The following is a 14796-nucleotide window of genomic DNA, read 5'->3' as shown; positions in this document are numbered from 1 at the left end:
ATAGCCCCGCCTGGGGCCCACCCACAAGAAGCGGACTAAGCTGGGCAATTATGAAGAGTGAAATTCACAAGACTAAGGGAATGAAGTGGTCGGATCTGGACCCGGCTGCACAGGCATGCGTCGTCGGTTTGGCTGCTGCCGAAGTAATTGAAAAGCTCACGACCTGGCACTTCATTTACCATCGCCCGGCGGAGAAAACTCGGGGACCAAAGTGGATGTGGTACTTGCTGAGCTTCATCAATGTCATCGGCCCAGCAGCCTATTTCTTATGCGGACGCAAGAAGTAGCTTGCTGCTGCGCTGCCGACAATATGTGACGAAGTTCTGCAGGATCTGGTTGGCGAAGCGGGTCTCCACCAACCGGACTGCAGCGGCCACGGCTTCGAACTCCTCCGGGTCAAAATAGCCATTGTCCCGGTAGAATTCCATGCGGATGAGCATGGCTTCGATATCCATGTCGGCATGGAACTGGCAGGACCAAACGTCGTCGCTGAGCCGAAACATCTGCACCGGGCAGCTGGGGCCGGTCGCCAGCAAGGTCGCTCCCGTGGGGAGCTCAACAACTGATTCCGTGTGGCCGGTCAACGAACTAAAGCGCAGAGGTAGCCCACGGAGCAGGGGATCCTGACGCGCAGCGGATGTCAGTTCCACCCAAGTAATCCCTGCTTCCTCGGCGAACTTCTTTTCGACGCGCCCACCGCAGTGCTTACCGAGCAGACTATTGCCGAAACAAACAAACAGCGCTGGGGTAGCAGACTTCGCGGCCTTCAACAGCTCGGATTCGACATGGAGTTGAACATCACTGGGATTTTCGGTGGTGACGTTAAAAGGGCTACCGCCAAGCAAAATTCCGGCGTAGTTGTCTAACTCAGGCATCATGCTGGTCTCGCTGTCCAGACAGACGTGGTCAAGCTGCGCGCGGTTCAGTCCCGTGTTAACTAGAAAGTCGCGATACTCCGCAGCTTGTTGAGCGGCTCCCGGCCGAGCTGAGACAAGCAGAAATTTTTGCATACCGCTTAGTCTAGTATGTTTCTGTAGTGCGTGGGGTGAACTTGCAAAACCGCCTGGTTGTCCGCATGTTAGGTAGTCGAATGGTTGCGCACAGTGGACTCAACCACATCCAAAACCCGATCGAGATTATCGGTGGCTGCCCCCGATGCCAGTCGCGAGATGAAACCATCCAAGACAATTTCGAGGTAAGCGTGCAGCGTATCGACGTCCACGTCGGTACGCATGCGCCCTGCTTGGGCATTTGCTTCGAGCCGATCCCGCACAGCCTTGTCGAGGACCGCTTGTTCCTTATGCCAGCGGGCACGGAAGTTCTCATCGGTGCGCAGTAAGCGAGCGATTTCCAGCCTGGTTGCCAGCCAGTCATAGCGCTGTGGAGTTCGCAGCATTTGGCGCATTACTTCGACAAGGCCCTCGGTGGATACCGTTTCGGCCATGCGGGCTGCATCCTCGCGGGCTAGTGCAAGGAAGAGGTTTTCTTTGTCGCCAAAGTGGTGAAAGATTGCGCCTCGCGATTTACCGGTGGCAGTTTCCAATTTTCGCACGGTTGCGCCTTCGTAACCATGTTCGGCGAAAGCTTTGCGGGCTCCTTCGAGGATGTCGGCGCGCCGTTCTGCGAGGTCCGCGGAGCTGACTTTTGGCATGGAAAACCTTCCTTGATGGCGAGGTAGCGAAAACTACAGCGGGGGCGTACAGCTGACTCTCGTAGAGGTCAGCTCGCACAGCCCCCGCTGGGAGTGTCAAGGTTTAGACTGCTGGCCTAGGCCAACAGCAGTGGTACTTAAGCCTTGATCATGTTGCGCAGCACGTACTGCAGGATGCCACCGTTGCGGTAGTAGTCAGCTTCACCCGGGGTGTCGATGCGGACAACGGCGTCGAATTCAACCTTGTCGCCGGACTCCTTGGTAGCGGTGACGTGAACCGTCTTAGGGGTAACACCGTTGTTCAGTTCCTCGATGCCTTCGATATCGAAGGTCTCGGTCCCGTCCAGCCCCAGAGACTCGTGGGACTCGCCGGCTGGGAACTGAAGTGGGATAACGCCCATGCCGATGAGATTCGAGCGGTGGATACGCTCGAAGGACTCGGTGATAACAGCCTTGACGCCGAGCAGGTTGGTGCCCTTTGCGGCCCAGTCACGGGAAGAACCGGTGCCGTATTCCTTACCAGCAAGAACAACCAGTGGGATACCGGCTGCCTTGTAGTTCTGGCAAGCATCGAAGATGAAGGCCTGCTCGCCGCCCTTGGTGAAGTCACGGGTGTAGCCACCGGCGATGTCTACCAGCTGATTCTGGAGGCGGATGTTGGCGAAGGTGCCACGCATCATGACCTCGTGGTTACCACGACGGGAACCGAGGGAGTTGTAGTCCTTGCGCTCAACACCGTTTTCGTCCAGGTACTGAGCCGCTGGGGTGCCTGGCTTGATGGAGGACGCAGGGGAGATGTGGTCGGTGGTGACCGAGTCGCCCAGCTTGGCCAGAACGCGGGCGCCCTTGATGTCGGTGACGGGGGCTGGCTCGAGCTCCATGCCGTCGAAGTAAGGAGCCTTGCGGATGTAGGTGGACTTCTCATCCCACTCGAAGGTCTTGCCCTCTGGGGTTGGGAGGTTCTGCCACTGCTCGTCGCCCTTGAAGACGTCTGCGTAGTCAGCTTCGTAGAGCTCGCGGGAGATAGCCTGCTCGATGGTGGCTTCGATTTCCTCGGTGGATGGCCAGATGTCCTTCAGGAAGACGTCGTTGCCGTCCTGGTCCTGACCCAGTGGCTGGGTCTCGAAGTCGAAGTCCATGGTGCCGGCGATAGCGTAAGCGATGACCATGATTGGCGAAGCCAAGTAGTTCATCTTTACGTCAGGGGAGATGCGGCCTTCGAAGTTACGGTTACCGGAGAGAACTGCGGTGGCTGCCAGGTCATTTTCGTTGATGGCCTTGGAAACCTCGTCTGGCAGTGGGCCAGAGTTACCGATACAGGTGGTGCAGCCAAAGCCGGAGAGGTAGAAGCCGAGAGCCTCGAGGTCCTTCCAGAGATCAGCGCGCTTGTAGTAGCCGTCGACAACCTGGGAACCTGGAGCACAGATGGTCTTGACCCAAGGCTTGGACTTCAGGCCCTTTTCTGCTGCCTTACGTGCGATCAGGCCAGCGCCGATCATCACGGATGGGTTAGAGGTGTTGGTGCAAGAGGTGATGGAAGCGATTGCAACCATGCCGTGGTCGAGGGTGTATTCGCCACCCTTCGGGGAAGTCACGGTAATTGGGTTGGATGGGCGACCAAGACGACCGAGAGCAGCAGATTCACCGTTGCCGGCCTGGGAGACGTTGAGGTCGGTGACCTGGTTAGTTCCGCTGTTAACGTCGCCTTCAGCTTCCATGCGCTTTGCTGGCTCGGACTCGTCGAAGCACACCTCGTCGGTGGTGTAGGTTGGCAGGTCCTTACGGAACTGATCCTTTGCCTCGGAGAGCAGGATACGGTCCTGCGGACGCTTCGGACCAGCGATGGATGGTACGACGGTGGACAGGTCCAGCTCGAGGTACTCAGAGTACTCAGCTTCCGGGGTGTCCGCATCGAGCCACATGCCCTGAGCCTTTGCGTAAGCCTCGACGAGAGCGACCTGCTCCTCGGAGCGACCGGTGAGACGCATGTACTTGGTGGTCTCTTCGTCGATTGGGAACATGGCACAGGTGGAGCCGAATTCTGGGGACATGTTGCCGATGGTTGCGCGGTTAGCCAGTGGCACAGCCTTCACGCCGGAGCCATAGAACTCGACGAACTTCTGCACTACGCCGTGCTCACGCAGCATCTGGGTGATGGTCAAGACGACGTCGGTAGCGGTAACGCCTACAGGGATCTCGCCGGTCAGCTTGAAGCCGACGACGCGAGGGATCAGCATGGATACTGGCTGGCCAAGCATTGCAGCCTCAGCTTCGATGCCGCCAACGCCCCAGCCGAGGATGCCGAGGCCGTTTTCCATGGTGGTGTGGGAGTCAGTACCGATACAAGTGTCTGGGTATGCCAGACCCTCGTTATCGAATACGACGCGAGCCAGGTTCTCAATGTTGACCTGGTGGACGATGCCGGTTCCTGGAGGAACAACGCGGAAGTTCGAGAAGGCCTTAGAGCCCCAACGCAGGAACTGGTAACGCTCTTCGTTGCGCTCGTATTCGATAGCAACGTTGGTCTTCAGTGCCTCACGGGAGGCAAATGCCTCGACGATGACGGAGTGGTCAATAACCATCTCGGCAGGGTTGAGCGGGTTAACCTTGTCTGGGTCGCCACCCAAGGTCTTCACAGCCTCGCGCATGGTAGCCAGGTCGACTACACAAGGAACGCCGGTGAAGTCCTGCATGAGGACACGTGCAGGGGTGAACTGGATCTCGATGCTTGGCTCGGCCGATGCATCCCAGTTCGCGATTGCCTTGATGTGTTCTTCAGTAATGTTGGCGCCGTCTTCGGTACGCAACAGGTTTTCACCGAGGACCTTGAGCGAGTATGGCAGCTTGTCCATGCCTTCGACTGCGTTGAGTGCGAAGTAGTCGTAGGACTTATCGCCAACAGTCAAAGTCTGCTTGGCACCAAAGGAGTTCTTGCTTGTCGTCACAGTGTGCTCCGCTTCCTATATATGTGGGTAAGTTTCTGTGGCTGACGAGCGGTACCTGTGGTCTTGCGGTCGAAGATTCAGGCCGTCCAATGTCCCCGGGCTGGGGGTGGGCTGCCATTGTCGTCGACAAGCACCGTCGTAGTCTGCGTCCAGCTTAACAGTACGGTCGTTCTGTTGGGAAGTGTGACACGCAGAGGGACCCATTTTGGGGCCATGCCGCCACACCCGACCAGGGCTGGCACTGCCTCAAAGTCTACGTGAGTTTCGAAGGTTTCGACGGCTAAGGAAACCGCACCCATCGCGGCGAGGCACAGCCAACCAGACGGGTACGCGGACTATATTGACTCGACGAATAGATCCCCCACTGACGATCGGAAATCGAGCTCATGATCCCTGCAGATGTTGACGTCGACACGCTTCGGGCGGAACTTGCCGTCGATAATGTGGCGATCAATGATCTTGGTCGCCAATACCCCCAAATGGAAGCCGAGCTAATCGACGTCAGTCGGCACGCTGCGGATTCAGGATTTGGGAAAACGGGGATTGTGATCTTAGACGAGACTCCGAAGATGCCGACGGATGTGCGAGACATCGCGCAGGAGTTGCTTAACACTACGGACTATTCAGCCATCATTGTTCGCACTCCAGCCACGGGCTCCGTGGTGAGTCGGAACCATTCCAGGGCCGTATTGGAATCAGCGCAATGGCACTTCCTTGACGATCCAAGCTTTTCACGTGGCGCCCGCACCATGATCGACATGGTCAATGAGACGTCCTATTCCTGGGCGGGCATCAATCTCATCATCGCGGCGATAGTTCTGTTGGCTATAGCGGCTGTGATCTTTTCGTTTATGCAGGGGCGCCCGGAGGCGACCCAAACAGGCGGCCGTCATTTGCGCCCGTCCAGGTAGGTAGCGCTTGCACTGGTTCGCTACCGCCCATAGATCGAAGTATTCGACCTGAAGTCGATACGTCTCCCAACCCTAAAGTCAGGAGTTAAACCTTGACTTTAGGGTTGAGACTTTGCGGGGTAGTCCGTTTCTCAAAATGGGTCAAGACACGCCGACTAATGTCAAAGTGTGACGAAGATCACCAAATGTGTTTCATTTTGATAACCTGCAGGCCACAGCTAGTTTCCGCCGGAAGTAATGGAATGCTACGCATGTGATTACTGCGAAAAGAGTTACCGAAGGGGAGTGGTGTGGCCTAATGTTCAATTGTCAGCTCACGAGATAACTGAAGTCACACCAGCAACCTTGACCATGTCGATCATGTGGGGAAGCATGTTTGATTGTCCGGGTGTTATTCGACCATGGCCTTTGAGGTTTGGTCAGGTGCACACACTTGACTTTCAGAATCGGCCCAGGTGCCAGCGGCTTTCAGTTTTCACCGTGAGGAAACACGACAGCATCGAATGTTAATTTCGGTCGCCCTAGCATCACGTGCCGATTCTTCATTCCCGAGGGATCGACTGGCGATGCTTGGCGGTGGAATGGAGTCTTTACGTGGCAACGCAACACACGTCGACCGAGCGTCGACAGCGCACCCGCAGCATCATCGCGGCAGCAACCGCTGTCGCCTCTTTTTCTACCCTGTCGAGCGTCGCGCTTCCGGCAGCTCACGCCCAACCGGCAGGTGCACCGCAAGCTCCAAACAACCCCACTGATGGCGAATTGAACGCCGCACAGCAAGATGTGCTGACGAGCTCCGAAAGCGTCTCCAAGTTGGCGCTTGAACTAACCCAGGCGCAATCCGAGCTTGCTCAGCTGGAATCCCTGATGGGTGGGTTGCGTGAAGCCGTTAACAAGGCGATCGTCGATTTGCAGGCAGCGCAGGCCGAGGCAGACAATGCTCGTTCTGAGGTTGACAAGGCAAAGTCCGAGCTCGACACAAACCAACGCGAAATTGACGACGCTCAGCAAAAACTGAACGAGATTTCTCGGACAGCATACCGCCAGGGTGCAGCAAACAACGCGGTGGCAGGCGCTGCGGGCACCGCAAACACCGCGGATGCGCTAGCTCGGCAAAGCTACCTGCGGCTTAATGCCCAGAAGCAACGTGCCACCATCGAGGAGATTGATCGGCTGCGCGCGGAATCCGCCAACAAGGAATCCACGTTGCGGGAAGCTCGTATCGTTGCGGAAGCACGCGAACAGGACGCAAAAACTGCGGAGGGAGCTGCGCAACAAGCTGTCCGTAGCAATGCCGCTGCCCTGCAAGAGCAGTCAGCGAAGCATGCTGAACTGAAAACCAAGCAAGTCGCAGCCCAGGTGAAACTCGACGCCGCAAAGAACACGTCCTCGCGCTTGCAACAAGAACGCAAGGAATACCAGGACTTCCTCAAAGCGGAGCAGGAGCGAAAAGAGGCCGAGCGGCGCGCCGCCGAAGCAGCCGCTGCGAAGGCCAAGGCCGAGGCGGAAGCCCGAGCTCGCGCAGAAGCAGAGGCAGAAGCAAAGCGTCAAGCCGAAGCAGCCGCCGCTGCCGAACGCGCCGAGAAGCAACGCCAGGCAGAACAAGCACGCGCTGCCGCAGCCGAGGCTGCTGCTGAAGCAGCAAAGCAGGCGCAAGAAGCCTCAGCTCGGGAACAAGCTCGCAAAGAAGCTGCTCAAGCAGCGGCAGCTGCCGCAACCGCCCTCGGCGCAGCTACTGCGGCCGGGGCAGCTGCTAATGGTGCTGCCGCAGCAGGCACTGCCGAAAGTGCTGCTAATGGTGCTTCTGAAGTAGCTGACACAGTGAGCAACGGAATCTTCGCTGCAGAAGACTATTTGGTGCTACAAGATGAGCAGGCTGCTGCGACTGCAGTGGCTGCAGCCGCTAAGTCCGGAGCTGCTACTGCTCAGGCGTCTACCGCCAAGGTCACTGGCGATCGCGCCGAGATGATTGAAGCCGTCATCGCACGCGCGCAATCCCAGATTGGCATGCCCTATGCCTGGGGTGGCGGTAATGCTAGTGGCCCTACTCGCGGCATCCGGGATGGCGGCGTGGCCGATAGCTACGGCGACTACAACAAGATCGGTTTCGACTGCTCGGGACTGACGCTGTACGCCTTTGCTGCCGCCGGTATTTCGCTGCCACACTACACCGGCTACCAGTACAACCAAGGTCAAAAGATCGACCCAAGCAATATGCAGCGAGGCGATCTCATTTTCTGGGGACCAAACGCCGAGCATCACGTCGCGATTTATTTGGGAAATGGCCAAATGATCGAAGCTCCGCAATCCGGCTCCACGGTGCAAATCAGCCCGGTGCGCTGGGCGGGCATGAGTCCTTATGCGGTTCGCCTCATTTAGAATCTCCTGGGACTCTGTTTCCTTTGGATTCTTCCTGGATAACTGAGCATTGAAGGAATTGCCCTTGCACATTGCAGGGGCAATTTTAGTTCTGGGAAGGGTCAAGTGGGTTAGGTGAAGGAAAGCGCCACCGGTCGGCGTGCCGCCGGCGTGCGGCCCCGATGCAGATGTGCTATGTCGTCGTTTCGGCGTAGTCTGACGACGTAGAGCAGCATTTTTCGATGAATAAAATCCCACGGCGTTAGTCCGACTACTCCGAAGGGACGACCACCTCCGGTCTATAGCTCTCAGAAATCCTTAGGACCACTACCGTGCGGACATCACGAATGAGAGACACACTCTTCTTTACGTAACCCGCTCGGATCGCTCCTGGTGGCCACGGGTTGTTGCGGTGCGATATTTGACTGTCGCGTGGGGCTGCATGTCTACTAAGTCTTACTTCCGGGGTAGCGCTCGTTAAGCACGGCATCCGGAAAATGTCTGAAGCGGACAGACCTGGTTGCGTCGATAACCTTTGGGCAAGCACCGCCAGGGCTGAGCTTTGTAGAGGGCTTAGTCTCTTTTCGCGTTTTGCTGAACTGCAAGGTCGATATTCATACCCCGTCGGGAAAGCGTCATCGAAAAGCCACGGGGGAGCATAGCCACATGATTAAGCGGCCACGACAGTCACCCAGTTTGCTGCCTACGTCGACTCCCAACTGTCAAGGCAACTCACCCAAAATCCAGGCGCAATGCTGTGCTGCATTCGTTCCCGCCCCGCCTGCAGGTACATAGTGTCAATCTTTTGACTGCCCCCGAGTAACCTAGGGGCATGACTGTTTCCGCAAGCCCATTCGACGCACTGCTCGTGCTTTCCTTCGGCGGTCCTGAAGGTCCCGATGATGTCCGGCCCTTTCTAGAAAATGTAACCGCTGGTCGCGGAATACCCCCGGAGCGGCTCGACGAGGTGGGAGCTCACTATTTTCATTTCGGTGGGGTCAGCCCGCTCAACGCGCTAAACCGCGAGATCATTGCCAACCTGGAGCAAGCCATAGCTGAACGAGGATGGCAACTACCGATCTATTTCGGCAACCGCAACTGGCACCCATTTGGCACCGAAACAGCTGAGCGTATTGCGCGCGACGGGCATCGAAAGGTGGCCGTCTTTGCTACATCGGCGTGGGGTGGGTATTCAGGCTGTAAGCAGTACAACGAGGATATCGCCCAGCTCCGTGCTCATCTGGCAGAACAAGGGCTGCCAGAGGTGGAATTTGTGAAACTGCGACAGTTCTACGACCATCCGCTTTTCATCAAGGCCTTCGCTGAAGCAACTCGAGCTGCCTTCGATAGCCTTAGCTCGCAGCAGCGCGAGCATTCCCGACTGGTCTTTACTGCCCATTCCATTCCAACCGCCGCAGATGAAGCCTCTGGACTTCCTGCGGACGGCCCCCTCTATTCGAGCCAGGTCGGTGAGGCCAGCAGATTGGTGGCCGCCGAACTAGGCATCACCGATTACGACTTGGTCTGGCAATCTCGTTCTGGGGCACCTCACATCCCTTGGCTGGAGCCAGACATTGTCGACCATGCTCATGAGCTGCATGAAGCGGGCGTGACCACACTAATTGTCTGCCCAATTGGCTTCATCTCCGATCATATTGAGGTCATTTGGGACCTCGACTCCGAACTACAGACCGCTGCCACTGCGGATGGACAGCACGTGGTTCGGGTAGGCACGCCCGGTCCGACCGCGGAGTTTACTTCGATGGTGCTTAGCCTTATCGACGAATATGCGGCTGGTCTGCGCCCTGGAAACTATGAGCTGGCGGCTCGCCTCGGAACGACTCCATTGCGAGGTTGCACCCGTAACGGGGCTCCTTGCGCCGAGGGGTGTTGCCCCACCAGACCACGTCGATAAGCCCAGGAACAGGCCCTAGCCGCGTTGAAATTCTTGCAGTGCGTACGTTACGCCAGCGACTCGCGCGGCCCTGATATGGCGCCAGAGGGAAATGAGTTGGGGATCGAGGCTATGGTCCCCAACATGCGACTGCACAGTTTCGATGATGGCCGCCACCCGGTCGGCGCGTGCAAAGAGCTTGGCAGCGCGTGGTGGCGTGATGAGGGGGAGGCCGGGCACATCGTAGAAGTCAGAGAGATGGCCGACAGTTAGGCGTGGATCAGGAATACTCTTGTTCCGCGTAAGATTATTGTCGCCCATCGCTTCAATAAGATCCGCGGCCGCTCGAGTGGCTTCTGCGAGTGACCTGTCCGCGTCGCCAGGGCTGAGGTAGTCCACCGGTGGCAGTGGCTCGTCGATGGTGAAGCGTTGCCACCTCAGGCCAGCAGAATAGGGTTGTGGGACGAGGATATGACTACCGGCATGTCTTTGCGGCATTACCAGCGCACCCAATCCGCCCTCAATTGTAGCTGCATAGGCTGCCGATCCTACTGGCAGCCGCGGCGCATCGCCGGGGCCACACAGCACCAAGCTCAATGGTGGGGTGGGAGGCGCCGGCTCGTCCACGAGGTTACGAACCAGTTTGAGGAAATCAACATTGCTGCCCACCTCCGGATGCTCCCCTTCAAGGAGGTGCGCGCCGCCAAGCTCGGTGACGGCACCAAGACATTCGTCCGTCGCGACATAATCAGCTAGCCACGCACCCAGCCAGATCGCGAGGTTTTGCAGCGGAGAATAAACTTGGGCGCGGTAATCCATAGCCTGCAAAGCTTAGCGGATATGCTCAATAAACATGAATTTCCGTGACCCCTACGCCGGTGACATCTTTAGTGGACATTCTCGAAAACAGCGCGTGGAGTATCCCCGCGTTCCCGCTGAGCCGGGGCTTGTAGTCGAGGTCCTGGTAGATGGCTTCGTCGGCGCAGTCACGGGCTTCGAGCGCACTTACGATGGCGACTTCGTCCGGTTAGAGGACCGCTACCGCACAGAGCGCCTCTTCAAGCTTGTCGACGGCGCCTTCCTCGTCGAAGGGCAGCGAGTATCACTTACCCGATATGTGCCGAAACAGGCGCCACAGCGCTCAAACTCCGGCTCGCGCAAAGTAGCAAACGTGGAAGCCAAAGTAGCGGCCCCTTCACGGATCTGGGTGGAGGGCATTCACGACGCCGCAATCGTGGAGAAGGTGTGGGGCCATGACCTGCGCGTTGAGGGAGTCGTGGTGGAGTATCTGGAGGGACTCGACAACTTGCCAGAACGGCTGGCAGAGTTTCAACCGGGGCCAGGGCGCCGAGTCGGCGTTCTCGCTGATCACCTCGTGCAAGGCTCAAAAGAAACCCGAATTACCGAGACTGTCGGTCCGCATGTGCTAGTTACTGGGCATCCATACATCGACATTTGGGCTGCCGTGAAACCGGAACGGTTAGGACTAAAAGCCTGGCCGGAAATCCCGCGTGGCGAAGATTGGAAAACTGGCGTCTGCCAGCGAGTTGGCTGGTCGGATCCGAAAGAGGGATGGAACCGAGTATTCAATGCCGTGACCAGTTTTAGGGACATTGATTCCACATTGATCGGGGCCGTCGAAAAGCTCGTCGATTGGGTTACCGTTCCCGAGCTAACTAAAGAAGATTTCCGTTAACTGGTGCTATTTCCTGCGAGCCACCCATCTATTAGGTAGCGTTATCGCTGTGGAAGCACTCATCTGGTTCATAGCGGGGCTGGTCTTTGCTGGCCTTGAGCTGGTTGGCGGAGAGTTTTCGCTGTTGCTCATCGGAACCGCGGCACTCATGACCGCTGGCGTGGCCCTCACGGGCGTACCAATGTGGGTCCAAGTCGCGGTTTTTGCGGTGTGCGCGGTAGCCAACCTCATGTTCGTTCGTCCGATCCTGCATCGACATTTGCACCGAAAGCCTGCATTGGATACTTCCGTGCAGGCGCTCGTCGGTAAGGCAGCGGAGGTGTTGGAACCCGTGAGCGAAAGCGGTGGACTGGTGCGTATTGATGGCGAGATTTGGTCTGCTAAATCCATGCTTCCCACAGAGCTGTTCGAGGAAGATGATCGCGTCTATGTAGCCCGAATTGATGGCTCAACAGCCATCGTATGGAAGGACATTTCATGATAGAGCTAGCGGTACTGCTGATATTTTTAGTGCTCATTCTGCTGCTCGTTGTCAAGTCAATTGCCTTGATTCCACAAGGTGAGGCAGCTGTCATCGAGCGTCTCGGTAAATACACCCGCACGGTGTCGGGTGGCATTACCATCCTGGTTCCGTTTATCGACCGCGTGCGCGCGAAGGTCGATACCCGTGAGCGAGTGGTTTCCTTCCCGCCGCAGGCAGTGATTACCCAGGATAACCTCACCGTCGCGATCGACACGGTAGTAACTTTCCAAATCAACGACCCGGCTCGCGCCATCTACGGCGTGGACAACTACATCGTGGGTGTCGAGCAGATTTCCACCGCTACGCTGCGTGACGTCGTCGGTGGCATGACACTCGAAGAAACGCTTACCTCCCGTGAAGTTATCAACCGACGCCTGCGGGGCGAGCTGGATGCCGCCACCACCAAATGGGGCCTGCGCATTTCCCGCGTGGAGCTAAAGGCCATCGATCCACCACCATCGATTCAGCAGTCGATGGAAAAGCAAATGAAGGCCGACCGCGAAAAGCGCGCCACCATTCTCGCAGCTGAAGGTCAGCGCGAAGCTGACATCAAGACCGCCGAAGGTGAAAAGCAAGCGAAGATTCTGGCTGCCGAGGGTGAAAAGCACGCTGCTATCTTGGCCGCAGAGGCCGAGCGTCAGGCAATGATTTTGCGCGCTGAGGGTGAACGTGCCGCTAAGTACCTCAAGGCCCAAGGTGAAGCCCGCTCGATTCAGAAGGTTAATGCCGCTATCAAGTCTGCACAGCTCACGCCTGAGGTGCTGGCTTACCAATACCTAGAGAAGTTGCCAAAGATGGCCGAAGGTAGTGCAAACAAGATGTGGCTCGTCCCAAGCCAATTTGGGGACTCCCTCGAGCAGTTCGCTCGTTCGATGGCCAACAAGGACGAAGACGGTGTGTTCCGTTATGAGCCAGCCACAGTCACCGAGGAGACTAAGGAAATGGCCGCTCAGGAGAACGTCGACGAGTGGTTCAACACCGAATCAGACCCAGAAATTGCAGCTGCGGTCGCCGCAGCCAACGCGGTAGCTAATAAACCGGTGGAAGAAGATCCCGGGGCTGCGCTAGCAGCGAAGACCGCTGCCGCGCGAGATAATTCGTCCGACATTCCGTCGCTGGAAAGCCCGCACGCATCAGTGCCTGCACAATTCCCCGTGCCCCAGTTCGACCAAGCCCCGCCGACTGAACCTCAGCAGTAGCGAATAGGGCTAGCACACCCCTAACTCAGCCTTTTGCAACAGATCAACCGCCAGCTGCCAGCCGGCGGTTTCTGCTTGCCAGCCCGCAGCTTGCAACCGCTGTGACATCGCTTGCTTCGTAATACCCAACTCCTCAGCGGCCTCCACCTGAGTGAGACCGCGACGCATGAAGGCGGTGGCCTCACGTCCCTCAGCCGTACGTTTTGCAAGCACGGCTGAAAGCAAGGTAAACGCAGCCGAAATATCGAACGCCCAGGTGTTGGCCTGCTGTTTAAGCTCTCTCAGCCCCGCCGTGGCAGCTGAACTTGATCGAGGTGCGACCCGGACCTTGACAGTGCCACTGCGGCCACTAGTTCCTAGCGCGTTGCCAGCCATCACCCGCGCCACTTCCTCGTCTTCGTTGCTGTCTGTAGGCAGCACCGCGATACCTACTGCCCAATCGCCTGCGGAAAGCAGTGCCATAGTTACATCCGCGATTGCCACCGCAGCATCCTCGCCCTGCGCTGTGGCGCAGATGTCTTCCACGTCAATAACATCAAAATTGCCGATTCCGGGGAGCGTCGACAATGCTTCGGCTGAACGACGAACCAGTTCAGCACGGCGGACATCGCGTCCTCGGTAGCGGGCGTAGATGGCAAACATGCCGTCGAGTCTACGCCTTAGGCTTGACTGGCAGCAAAAAGTCGATGAAAAGGCCGGAGAGACCAACAACCAATAGGACTGCGAAAACCCACAACATGCGGGTGTCGTGGGAACCGGTGAGGGCGTCCCCTAAAACCACACCGGCGATGGTTGAAGGCGCAGAGCCGAAAAAGGTTGCCACGACAAACGAGCGCAACGGGATGGGGGTGAGCACGCAGGCGTAATTGAGCACGGAGAAGGGTATCCCGGCGATCATCCGGAGAAAGAATACGGCGATGCCTCCGCGCTGCTCAAGGCGGGTGTTTATGCGGGCGAATGCGGGATGATCGCGCTGTTTGCTGGCCATTTGTTGCAGCCAGGAATCGTGTGGTTGGGCTACTTCTTGCGGATCAGCCAGCAATGCGCGCAACATTGTCAGCGACAGCGCAGCCGAGATCGTGGTGGCACTCAGCGCCAACGCGCTTCCCAAAATTGGGCCAAACAGCACTCCAGCCGCCACGGTAAAGGTTGTCCGAGGAACCGGGAACTGCGTGAGCACAACATAGGCGAAGAAGAAGGCGAGCCACGACCAAACCCCGAACTTTTCAAAGAACTGACGCAGTTGCGCAGGGGATTCAATGTCTACTAAGGCCACCACCAATACACCAATGAGCACGAGCACGCCCAAGGCGATGAACTTCTTTGTTCGAGTCATCCGCACATCAGCTAGGTTAGTGCACACCTTAACTGGGGGAGTTTGCCACCCTGATAATAGCGAAGGGCGCTTGTCGACGCCCCGCTGAGCTGACGATAGTGTTACCGTGTAACACTCCCAATGAGCTGGGTATTTTCGATTGCGTTTTCCCGCTGCTGCCCGCAGCTTGAGGGTCGGCGAAAGCATGGATCGAATACTGGTGCACGAATTGACCCGTACGCCGAAGTTTCAATGACTACAGTGGAAGATAAGTGTGAGCTTTGGCTCTGCGGTAGTTCGACTG

The 14796-nt window shown here is 57.5% G+C and carries 13 protein-coding genes; 7 read left to right on the top strand and 6 right to left on the bottom strand.

What is annotated here, in order from left to right:
• Positions 1–50 precede the first annotated feature (50 nt).
• Positions 51–287: a PLDc N-terminal domain-containing protein gene (locus tag CEPID_RS06370; protein ID WP_047240251.1), complete on the top strand. Its 237-nt coding sequence runs from the start codon at positions 51–53 to the stop codon at positions 285–287.
• Here the strand turns inward: CEPID_RS06370 and CEPID_RS06365 are convergent.
• The 3 genes from CEPID_RS06365 to acnA form a co-directional block, all read right to left on the bottom strand.
• Positions 267–1010 carry a glutamine amidotransferase gene (locus CEPID_RS06365; RefSeq protein WP_047240250.1) on the bottom strand — a complete coding sequence of 248 codons (744 nt, stop codon included), beginning with the start codon at positions 1008–1010 and terminating at the stop codon, positions 267–269. The two genes, CEPID_RS06370 and CEPID_RS06365, sit on opposite strands and share 21 nt — an antisense overlap.
• Positions 1011–1078: 68 nt before the next feature.
• The gene (locus CEPID_RS06360) at positions 1079–1651 is read right to left on the bottom strand and encodes a TetR/AcrR family transcriptional regulator (RefSeq protein ID WP_047240249.1); all 573 of its coding nucleotides are present in this window, start codon (positions 1649–1651) and stop codon (positions 1079–1081) included.
• Between the two features lie 137 nt (positions 1652–1788).
• Entirely contained in the window at positions 1789–4596 is a 2808-nt protein-coding gene (gene acnA / locus CEPID_RS06355; RefSeq protein WP_047240248.1) for an aconitate hydratase AcnA, read from the bottom strand.
• Positions 4597–4982: 386 nt separating this feature from the next.
• Between acnA and CEPID_RS06350 the strand changes: the two genes are divergently transcribed.
• The 3 genes from CEPID_RS06350 to CEPID_RS06340 all read left to right on the top strand — a co-directional run bounded on the left by CEPID_RS06350 (position 4983) and on the right by CEPID_RS06340 (position 9780).
• A complete protein-coding gene (locus CEPID_RS06350) occupies positions 4983–5507 on the top strand; it encodes an Rv1476 family membrane protein (protein ID WP_052843413.1) in 525 nt (174 codons plus the stop codon).
• Between the two features lie 594 nt (positions 5508–6101).
• Complete coding sequence (locus tag CEPID_RS06345) at positions 6102–7886, top strand: DIP1281 family NlpC/P60 protein (protein WP_047240247.1); 1785 nt, start codon at positions 6102–6104, stop codon at positions 7884–7886.
• Positions 7887–8697: 811 nt separating this feature from the next.
• Positions 8698–9780, top strand: coding sequence for a ferrochelatase (locus tag CEPID_RS06340; RefSeq protein WP_047240246.1), 1083 nt, complete (start codon positions 8698–8700; stop codon positions 9778–9780).
• A gap of 15 nt (positions 9781–9795) precedes the next feature.
• On the opposite strand, the gene CEPID_RS06335 is transcribed toward CEPID_RS06340, so the two are convergent.
• Positions 9796–10578: a hypothetical protein gene (locus tag CEPID_RS06335; RefSeq protein WP_047240245.1), complete on the bottom strand. Its 783-nt coding sequence runs from the start codon at positions 10576–10578 to the stop codon at positions 9796–9798.
• Between the two features lie 34 nt (positions 10579–10612).
• Here CEPID_RS06335 and CEPID_RS06330 point away from each other — a divergent pair, with 34 nt between their 5' ends.
• Genes CEPID_RS06330 through CEPID_RS06320 form a run of 3 tightly spaced genes read left to right on the top strand, consistent with a single transcriptional unit; the run spans position 10613 to position 13177 of the window.
• Positions 10613–11455, top strand: coding sequence for a DUF3097 domain-containing protein (locus CEPID_RS06330; RefSeq protein WP_047240244.1), 843 nt, complete (start codon positions 10613–10615; stop codon positions 11453–11455).
• A gap of 49 nt (positions 11456–11504) precedes the next feature.
• Positions 11505–11936 carry an NfeD family protein gene (locus tag CEPID_RS06325; protein ID WP_047240243.1) on the top strand — a complete coding sequence of 144 codons (432 nt, stop codon included), beginning with the start codon at positions 11505–11507 and terminating at the stop codon, positions 11934–11936.
• On the top strand, positions 11933–13177 hold the full coding sequence (locus CEPID_RS06320; RefSeq protein ID WP_047240242.1) for an SPFH domain-containing protein: 1245 nt from the start codon (positions 11933–11935) through the stop codon (positions 13175–13177). The genes CEPID_RS06325 and CEPID_RS06320 overlap by 4 nt, the downstream gene beginning before the upstream one ends.
• A 9-nt stretch (positions 13178–13186) precedes the next feature.
• Here CEPID_RS06320 and CEPID_RS06315 read toward each other — a convergent pair whose 3' ends face one another.
• Positions 13187–13819, bottom strand: a complete 633-nt coding sequence (locus CEPID_RS06315) for a hypothetical protein (RefSeq protein ID WP_047240241.1) — start codon at positions 13817–13819, stop codon at positions 13187–13189.
• Between the two features lie 10 nt (positions 13820–13829).
• Positions 13830–14513: a TVP38/TMEM64 family protein gene (locus tag CEPID_RS06310; protein WP_047240240.1), complete on the bottom strand. Its 684-nt coding sequence runs from the start codon at positions 14511–14513 to the stop codon at positions 13830–13832.
• Between the last annotated feature and the right edge of the window lie 283 nt (positions 14514–14796).

The organism is Corynebacterium epidermidicanis (assembly GCF_001021025.1).
GTDB classification, from domain to species: Bacteria; Actinomycetota; Actinomycetes; order Mycobacteriales; family Mycobacteriaceae; genus Corynebacterium; species Corynebacterium epidermidicanis.
The sequence above is the reverse complement of the archived record's forward strand: the minus strand, read 5'-3'. Positions and strand labels throughout refer to the sequence as shown.

What these genes read in the sequence shown, in the direction of transcription:
- CEPID_RS06320 (WP_047240242.1), top strand. Translation starts at nt 11,933, where the DNA reads ATGATAGAGCTAGCGGTACTGCTGATATTTTTAGTGCTCATTCTGCTG.
- CEPID_RS06370 (WP_047240251.1), top strand. Translation starts at nt 51, where the DNA reads ATGAAGAGTGAAATTCACAAGACTAAGGGAATGAAGTGGTCGGATCTG.
- CEPID_RS06315 (WP_047240241.1), bottom strand. Translation starts at nt 13,819, where the DNA reads ATGTTTGCCATCTACGCCCGCTACCGAGGACGCGATGTCCGCCGTGCT.
- CEPID_RS06340 (WP_047240246.1), top strand. Translation starts at nt 8,698, where the DNA reads ATGACTGTTTCCGCAAGCCCATTCGACGCACTGCTCGTGCTTTCCTTC.
- CEPID_RS06360 (WP_047240249.1), bottom strand. Translation starts at nt 1,651, where the DNA reads ATGCCAAAAGTCAGCTCCGCGGACCTCGCAGAACGGCGCGCCGACATC.
- CEPID_RS06365 (WP_047240250.1), bottom strand. Translation starts at nt 1,010, where the DNA reads ATGCAAAAATTTCTGCTTGTCTCAGCTCGGCCGGGAGCCGCTCAACAA.
- CEPID_RS06310 (WP_047240240.1), bottom strand. Translation starts at nt 14,513, where the DNA reads ATGACTCGAACAAAGAAGTTCATCGCCTTGGGCGTGCTCGTGCTCATT.
- CEPID_RS06350 (WP_052843413.1), top strand. Translation starts at nt 4,983, where the DNA reads ATGATCCCTGCAGATGTTGACGTCGACACGCTTCGGGCGGAACTTGCC.
- CEPID_RS06335 (WP_047240245.1), bottom strand. Translation starts at nt 10,578, where the DNA reads ATGGATTACCGCGCCCAAGTTTATTCTCCGCTGCAAAACCTCGCGATC.
- CEPID_RS06330 (WP_047240244.1), top strand. Translation starts at nt 10,613, where the DNA reads ATGAATTTCCGTGACCCCTACGCCGGTGACATCTTTAGTGGACATTCT.